Raw genomic sequence first — 8,175 nt, forward strand, 5'->3', positions numbered from 1 at the left:
GACTACTATTATTAAATAGTATTATTGTACAAATTGAAACGAGGTGTTTTTTATGTCAAACTTTTATAACAGAGATCCTTTTGGAAATATGGATGACATTTTTAATCAATTAATGGGAAACATGGGAGGATATAACTCAGAAAAACGCCGTTATATGATAAACGGTCGCGAGATCACTCCAGAAGAGTTCGAACACTATCGTAATACCGGAAAACTTCCTGGTAATGAAGAGATTAAACAAACGCCTACTACTCCTAAATCTGATGGAATCCTAGCGAAATTAGGTACCAATATGACTGAACTGGCTAGACAAGGTAAGTTAGATCCTGTTATCGGCCGTAACAAGGAAATTCAAGAAACAGCTGAGATTCTAGCACGTCGTACTAAAAATAACCCTGTTCTTGTTGGGGATGCCGGCGTTGGTAAGACTGCCGTTGTTGAAGGACTCGCTCAAGCTATTGTCAATGGTGATGTCCCAGCGGCTATTAAAAATAAAGAGCTTATTTCCATCGATATCTCTGGTCTAGAGGCTGGAACTCAATACCGTGGTTCTTTTGAAGAAAACATTCAAAATCTGATGACAGAAGTTAAAGAAGCTGGTAATATTATCCTCTTCTTTGATGAAATCCACCAAATCTTAGGCGCAGGTTCAACTGGTGGCGACGCTGGTTCCAAAGGGCTCGCTGATATTCTAAAACCGGCTCTTTCACGTGGTGAATTAACATTGGTCGGTGCATCTACTCAAGATGAGTATCGTAACACCATTTTGAAAAATGCTGCTTTGGCACGTCGATTCAATGAAGTTAAGGTAAATGCTCCGTCCGCCGAAAACACGTTAACAATCTTAAAAGGTATTCGTAGCCTATACGAAAGTCACCACAACATTGTCCTTCCAGATGATGTTCTAAAGGCTGCTGTTGACTATTCTGTCCAATACATTCCTCAACGTAGCTTACCAGATAAGGCCATTGATTTGCTTGATATGACTGCTGCCCATCTTGCAGCACAACATCCTGTAACTGACGTCAAATCCCTCGAAGAAGCAATCACAGCCGAAAAAGAAAAACAAGAAAAGGCTGTTGAAAATGAAGATTATGAAGCTGCTCTCAATGCCAAAACCCGTATCCAAGAATTAGAAAAACAACTTGGAGAACATTCTGAAACTCAGAAAGCTACTGCTACTGTCAACGATATCGCCGAATCAGTAGAACGCCTGACAGGGGTTCCTGTCTCTAATATGGGAGCGAGTGATATTGAGCGATTAAAAGAAATCGATAGTCGCCTTAAGGGTAAGATTATCGGTCAAGATCGTGCTGTCGAAGCTGTTTCACGTGCTATTAGACGTAATCGTGCTGGGTTTGATGATGGTAACCGTCCTATCGGTAGTTTCTTGTTCGTCGGTCCTACAGGGGTTGGTAAAACAGAATTAGCAAAACAGCTAGCACTTGATATGTTTGGATCTAAGAAAGCGATTATTCGACTCGATATGTCGGAATATAGCGACCGTACTGCCGTTTCAAAATTGATTGGTGCTACTGCTGGTTACGTCGGATACGATGACAATAGCAATACATTGACTGAGCGTGTTCGTCGGAATCCTTATGCGATTATTCTATTAGATGAAATCGAAAAGGCTGATCCTCAAGTTATTACCCTCCTTCTTCAAGTCTTAGACGATGGGCATTTGACTGACGGGCAAGGCAATACGGTTAACTTTAAAAACACTGTGATTATCGCTACTTCAAATGCTGGATTTGGTTATGAAACCTTCGATAACGAAGACGAAAAAGGCGATATCATGACACGTATCTCTCCTTTCTTCCGTCCAGAGTTCCTTAACCGTTTCAATGCGGTAGTGGAATTTACTCACTTAAGTAAAGAAGATTTGAAAGATATCGTCAATCTGATGTTAGACGATGTTAACCAAACAATTGCCAAGAAAGGCATCACGCTTGATGTCTCTGATGCTGCTAAGGAGCATTTAATCGAGCTTGGCTATGACAAGGCAATGGGGGTACGTCCTCTACGTCGTGTGATTGAACAAGAAATTAGAGATCGCATCACAGACTATTACCTTGATCATACAGAAGCTAAACATCTTAAGGCAGATGTCAATAAGGGACAAATCTACATCACAGAATAAAACAAAAAAGAGTTGAAGACCAAGTGGTTTCCAACTCTTTTTGAGTATTTAATGTAAATGAGCTGCCAAGCTGGCAATGTCTGCCGGTCGTGTCCGACAACAACCACCGACAATTTTTGCACCTAGGCTTTGCCATGCTGTGGTACTTTCCAAAAGGGTTTGTGATTGAACAGGGCTTTCCGTCCAAGACTGAGTCGCACCATCATAAACCTCTCCTGAATTTGGATAAGTAACCAATGGTTTCTTGGTTTCTTGTCTAAGTTCTTGTAAAAATGTCGCAACCACTAGTGGGCTTGAACAATTAATACCAACAGCGAGAACTTGATCGCTCAAATCAACCAGATGTGCAATGTCTCCTACCTCTGTCCCATCAGACAGGGTTTTACCATCTTGTGAGGTCAAAGATAGGTAGGCTTCTGCTTGGGGAAACTCGTCTCTCAACAACTCTATCAAAGCCTGAGCCTCAATGGCATTGGGAATAGTTTCTAAAGCTAAGAGATCTACTCCTTCATCAAGTAGTATCTGGATGCGAAGACGATGGAAGTCCTTCAAGCTTTCTTTATCAATCTTATAATCTCCAGTGTACTCAGAACCATCTGCTAAATAAGCGGCATAAGGTCCCACATCTCCTGAAATCAACGGATAAGGGCGCTTAGATTTCTCTTCATCAGATAGGCTGTTCCAAACACGATCTCTTGCTGCCTTCGCAAGATGAACCGTTAACTTAATTAATTCTGCAGCTTTCGCTGAGGATACTCCTACTTCTGCTAAACCTGGAAAGGTCGCTTGATAGGTTGATGTCGTCACAATATCAGCTCCTGCGCGAATATAATCCTCGTGAATCTCCTGGATTGCCATAGGATTTTCAATCAAATACTTGCCAGACCAGAGTTTCCCAGAGACATCATAACCTCTTTGTTCAAGTTCCGTTCCGAGAGCACCGTGTAAAATAAGCGGTGCTTTATTATTTAAAAGTTCTTTTAATCGAGACATTGATTCACCATTTCTTATAACGTAATCTGTGGTAAAGATAACAAACCACAATGAAAGGAATACCAAAATAAAGACCTGCACGTTGCGAGCTATCCCACGCAATTCCGATAATCGAAATGACCAGAAGGATAATTGTTAGGTAAGGAAGTACTGGTGTAAAAGGTACCTTATAAGCCAACTCCTCCAAGGAATGCTCCTTCAAAAATGATTTACGGAAATTGATCTGAGCAATCGGAATCGCCAACCAAACCACTACAACTGCGAAACCTGCGATGGAAACCAGTGCCAAGTACACTGTATCTGCTGCGTAGATACTTGAAAAGAGTGACAATACAGCACCTGCCATCGATAAGAGAAGAGCTCTCATCGGAACACCATGATTGTTAATCTTAACAACTGATTTTGAAAGCATCCCTTCATTGGCCAGGGACCAGAGCATACGACTTGAGGCATAAAGACCTGAATTACCAGCAGATAAGATCGCCGTTAAAATAACAAAGTTCATCAGATCTGCTGCGTAAGGAATTCCCATCTTGTCAAATACATCAACAAAGGGGGCTGACGATACTCCTGCTTCTTTCATTGGTAACAGAGAAGCCAAGACCACAATAGTCAATACAAAGAAGATAACCAAACGGCTAATTGTCGTCTTAATAGCACGTGGTACGGCTTCTTGTGGATTATCGGTTTCTCCTGCTGCAATCCCAATCAATTCTGTCCCACTAAAGGCATAGTTAACTGCTAACATAACTGAAACGACAGCTACAAAGCCATTTGGAAAAGCTCCGTTAGCCGTTAAATGAGTAAACAAGATAGCCTTATGTTGTCCGTCAAAACTCACCCAGCCAAACATGGCTCCTAAGCCTAAGATAATAAAAATCAAGATAGCAATAACTTTAATACTTGAAAAGAAAGACTCAGCTTCGGCAAAGAAGCGAACACTCAAGGCATTTAAGCCAAAAATAACCAAGGCAAAGAAGGTCGCAAAAGCCCAAGCCGGAACTTGCGGGAACCAACGCTGCATCAACATGGCTGCCCCCAAAAACTCCGTTCCAAGTGCTACTGTCCAACAAATCCAATAAAGCCAAGCTACTGTAAAACCAGTCCCAGGACTGATAAACTTAGTCGCATAGGTATGAAAAGAGCCTGTCACGGGCATAGCAACTGCTAACTCACCTAAGGATAACATCACTAAGTAAACCACGATGGCACCAATAAAGTAAGATAAAATAGCACCCAGTGGGCCTGCTTGAGCAATCGTATAACCTGAACTCAAAAAGAGACCTGTTCCTATGACACCACCAAGTGACAGCATAAACAAATGCCTACTGGTCATTTTACGTTGAAATTTTCCTTCATCTTCATAACGATGATTTTCCATAATTACCTCCAAAAAACTAATAGTTTCATCTTATCATAATATGCCTTGCTTGGGTAATAGGCAGAAACTATGAGTCATTAGGCAAAAACTATAACCAGTCATAACCACCCGTGAAAACGGGTGGCTTGTACACCGCCTGTAAGGCGTTGAAAACCAGCAGCGTCTAAAGACGCTTGCTGAACGTTGTTCAGGTCTTGCTTGATTACTAGACTAATGCCCGTAACAACGGGCTTTTATCATGTTCTAAAGCCTCCATCTGAAAATGGATCTTCATATTCTTTTACACTCAAGAATCAAGAGCAATGTCATCTCTCTCCTGGTCTCGTATGTATTTCGCAACAGTTTTTTCGTTCAGTCCGACCGTACCGACGTAATACCCTCTTGCCCAAAACTTACGATTTCCATACTTATATTTCAGATTGGCATGCTTATCAAATATCATCAATTAACTCTTGCTTTTTAAATATCCTATAAAATCGGAAATCGCAAGTTTTGGTGGGATAAGAACAAGCATATGAACATGGTCGGGCATCATATGTCCTTCAATAATTTCAACTCCTCTATATTGACAAAGTTGACGAATAATACTTATCAGATCCTCTCGAACCTTGTATTATATCACCTTACGGCGATATTTTGGTGTGAAAACGATGTGATATTTGCACATCCATTTCGTGTGTGATAAACTGTAACTGGTTTTTGCCATGCTAAACTAGTCCACTGGACTAGTTTACTCCTCCTTATCTGACCTGAACACTTAGATTATACAGGAAAAATAAATGGAAGCTCAAAGTCTTATCAGCCACCAGCATAGCTGGTGGTTTTCTTGTTTTTCTCTCAGAGAAAAACTGGCTCGAAGCCATAATAAAAAAATGGCGCTTGTCTAAAACAAAGGCCATTTTTCTATAACTGCTAAAAGAAGGCTCTCAAACATCATGATAGACTCCCTTTTAGGATAGCTTCTTCATTATAACTCCGATAAAATGGTATCCCATGATTCATCAAGTCCTGTACGGTCAACCGATGAAAAGACGATGAAATGATCATTTTTATCAAAGTTTAATTTTTTCTTGATTGCTGACTCGTGCTTGTTCCATTTCCCACGTGGGATTTTATCCGCCTTAGTGGCAACAACAATAACAGGAATCTCATAATATTTTAAAAATTCATACATTTGAATATCATCTTGAGAGGGGTCGTGACGTAAATCAACAAGACTGACCACTACACGGAGATTATCTCGTGTGACGAGATACTCTTCAATCATTTTACCCCATTTGGCACGCTCAGTTTTTGACACTTTAGCGTAGCCATAGCCAGGAACATCGACAAATCGTAATTTATCATCAATATTGTAGAAATTGAGCAGCTGCGTCTTACCTGGTTTACTTGAGGTGCGTGCTAAGTTTTTGCGTCCCAAAAGGGTATTGATAAAACTAGATTTTCCAACATTTGAACGTCCAGCTAAGGCGACCTCTGGTAGGTCATCTTGCGGATAGTGCGACTTGTTGGCTGCGCTCAAAAGAATAGAGGCATTATGTGTGTTTAAAACCTGTTCTTCTGCCATTTAGCTCCCCTTATACTGTTTCAATAACCGGCTTATCTAAGCCTTCAACCGCTGATTTGGTGATACGAACACTTTTAACATCGCTTTGGCTGGGAATCTCAAACATCACATCAAGCATGGTCTCTTCAATAATTGAACGTAAACCACGCGCCCCTGTCTTACGTTCAATAGCCTTAGCAGCAATGGCTTCAAGCGCCTCTTGGTCAAAGTCAAGATCGACATTATCGTAAGATAGCAAGGCTTTGTATTGTTTTACCAAGGCATTTCTAGGCTCAGTTAAGATCATCACTAAGTCGTCAACTGTCAACTGCTCAAGAGCAGCCAAGACTGGCAAGCGTCCAATAAATTCTGGAATGAGACCGAATTTTTGAATATCTTCTGAAATGATTTCTTGCATGTAAGAAGAATCGTCATCGATTTTTTTACTTGATTGACCAAATCCGATAACCTTCTCACCCATACGTTGTTTAACAATATCCTCGATACCGTCAAAAGCTCCACCCACGATGAAGAGAATATTTTTCGTATCAATTTGAATCATTTCTTGGTTAGGGTGCTTACGACCACCTTGTGGTGGAACGCTAGCCACAGTTCCTTCGATAATCTTAAGAAGGGCTTGTTGAACACCTTCACCAGAAACATCACGAGTGATAGAGACGTTCTCACCTTTTTTGGCAATTTTATCAATCTCATCAACGTAGATGATACCACGTTCCGCACGTTCAATGTTAAAGTCGGCTGCCTGGATCAATTTTAACAGAATATTTTCAACGTCCTCACCAACATAACCAGCCTCTGTCAGCGATGTCGCATCTGCAATCGCAAATGGAACATTGAGACTTTTTGCCAATGTCTGCGCTAAGAAGGTTTTCCCTGATCCAGTCGGACCAATCATAAGAATATTGGATTTCTGCAATTCAACATCATTGTCATCACGACTCTCAGTAAAGCTGATACGCTTATAGTGATTGTAAACAGCTACTGATAGGGCACGTTTGGCACGGTCTTGTCCAACAACGTATTGATTAAGGGTTTCAAGTAGCTCCTTTGGTTTTGGAACTTCTGCTAAATCAGCTAAGACTTCCTCAGCAGTTTCCTCTCGAATAATTTCTTGTGATAAGGCAACGCACTCATTACAGATAAAAACATTGTTTCCTGCAATGATCTTTTTAACTTCATCTTGGTTTTTACCACAGAAAGAGCAATTGACGGTAATATCGTGTGTTCTATTTGCCATTTTTTCCTCTTATCTAATCTAATTTTTTAAAATAGGGTGCCGTAAAAGGCGTGAATCGTATTAACGATGTTTGTAAAAGCATTCAACAGAAAAAAAGCACCTAAGCCATAACGATGCTTACGAAAAGCTGGAATAGCACATAAGATACAAATAATAAATAAGAATGCTGTAAAGACCCCAAAAATACTTCTTTGCATAATGACCTCTCTACTTTTTCAAATAGGTATAGACGGTAAAATCATAGGGATTCTTCTCATCTTTTTCATAGAAGGATTCTGACGCTAAATGATAGCTCGACCAATCCACCGCATCTGGTGCATAAGTATCTCCCTGAAAAGTCCCGTGAACAACTGTTTTGATGATTTCATCAAAATAAGGTGCAAAACTATTATAGACCCCAGCACCTCCAACAATGTAAAGATTCTTGTCTTGCTGTTCAAACCAAGTAAGGACATCACTTGGTGAGGTAAAGGCGCTGGTACCATCGACGTCATACTGCTCATCTCGCGTCAAAATCAGCGTTTGACGGTTAGGTAATAAGCGGCGATTCATGCCATCAAAAGTCACACGACCCATAAGAATAGCATGCCCAGTTGTTGTTTCTTTAAAATGTTTTAACTCTTTGGGTAAATGCCACGGCATACCGCCATCAACTCCGATGAGTCCTGCCTCGTCTTCTGCCCAAATAGCAACTATTTTTTTCTTTTTCGTTTCCTGAATCATAATGATTCTATTTTAGCAAATTATTTTTTAAAAAGCCACGACAAACGCATGAGATACTCCATTTCATTTTCTGAACGACAGAACCTTTTTTGACCTAAAGTAGTCGGCTTAGATATTTGTCAAAGGATAAA

General features: G+C 40.6%; 6 protein-coding genes and 1 pseudogene. 1 reads left to right on the top strand and 6 read right to left on the bottom strand.

Going from position 1 to position 8,175, the window contains the following annotated elements; all coding sequences use genetic code 11:
* Window positions 1-52 precede the first annotated feature (52 nt).
* Window positions 53-2,143 (top strand): ATP-dependent Clp protease ATP-binding subunit, encoded by a 2,091-nt coding sequence (locus tag JOC31_RS05830; protein ID WP_205017225.1) that lies wholly within the window; start codon window positions 53-55, stop codon window positions 2,141-2,143.
* A gap of 48 nt (window positions 2,144-2,191) precedes the next feature.
* On the opposite strand, the gene mmuM is transcribed toward JOC31_RS05830, so the two are convergent.
* The 6 genes and pseudogenes from mmuM to JOC31_RS05860 form a co-directional block, all read right to left on the bottom strand.
* Window positions 2,192-3,136 (bottom strand): homocysteine S-methyltransferase, encoded by a 945-nt coding sequence (gene mmuM / locus JOC31_RS05835; RefSeq protein ID WP_205017226.1) that lies wholly within the window; start codon window positions 3,134-3,136, stop codon window positions 2,192-2,194.
* Between the two features lie 4 nt (window positions 3,137-3,140).
* Complete coding sequence (locus JOC31_RS05840; RefSeq protein WP_205017227.1) at window positions 3,141-4,517, bottom strand: amino acid permease; 1,377 nt, start codon at window positions 4,515-4,517, stop codon at window positions 3,141-3,143.
* A gap of 236 nt (window positions 4,518-4,753) precedes the next feature.
* Window positions 4,754-5,223, bottom strand: a pseudogene (gene tnpA / locus JOC31_RS05845) (IS200/IS605 family transposase).
* Between the two features lie 261 nt (window positions 5,224-5,484).
* Window positions 5,485-6,084, bottom strand: coding sequence for a ribosome biogenesis GTP-binding protein YihA/YsxC (yihA, locus tag JOC31_RS05850; protein ID WP_205009987.1), 600 nt, complete (start codon window positions 6,082-6,084; stop codon window positions 5,485-5,487).
* A gap of 10 nt (window positions 6,085-6,094) precedes the next feature.
* A complete protein-coding gene (clpX, locus tag JOC31_RS05855; protein ID WP_205017228.1) occupies window positions 6,095-7,321 on the bottom strand; it encodes an ATP-dependent Clp protease ATP-binding subunit ClpX in 1,227 nt (408 codons plus the stop codon).
* 207 nt (window positions 7,322-7,528) lie between these two features.
* A complete protein-coding gene (locus tag JOC31_RS05860; RefSeq protein WP_205017229.1) occupies window positions 7,529-8,044 on the bottom strand; it encodes a dihydrofolate reductase in 516 nt (171 codons plus the stop codon).
* Between the last annotated feature and the right edge of the window lie 131 nt (window positions 8,045-8,175).

Origin of the sequence: Streptococcus saliviloxodontae, assembly GCF_016908655.1 — a bacterium.
Classification (GTDB): Bacteria; Bacillota; Bacilli; order Lactobacillales; family Streptococcaceae; genus Streptococcus; species Streptococcus saliviloxodontae.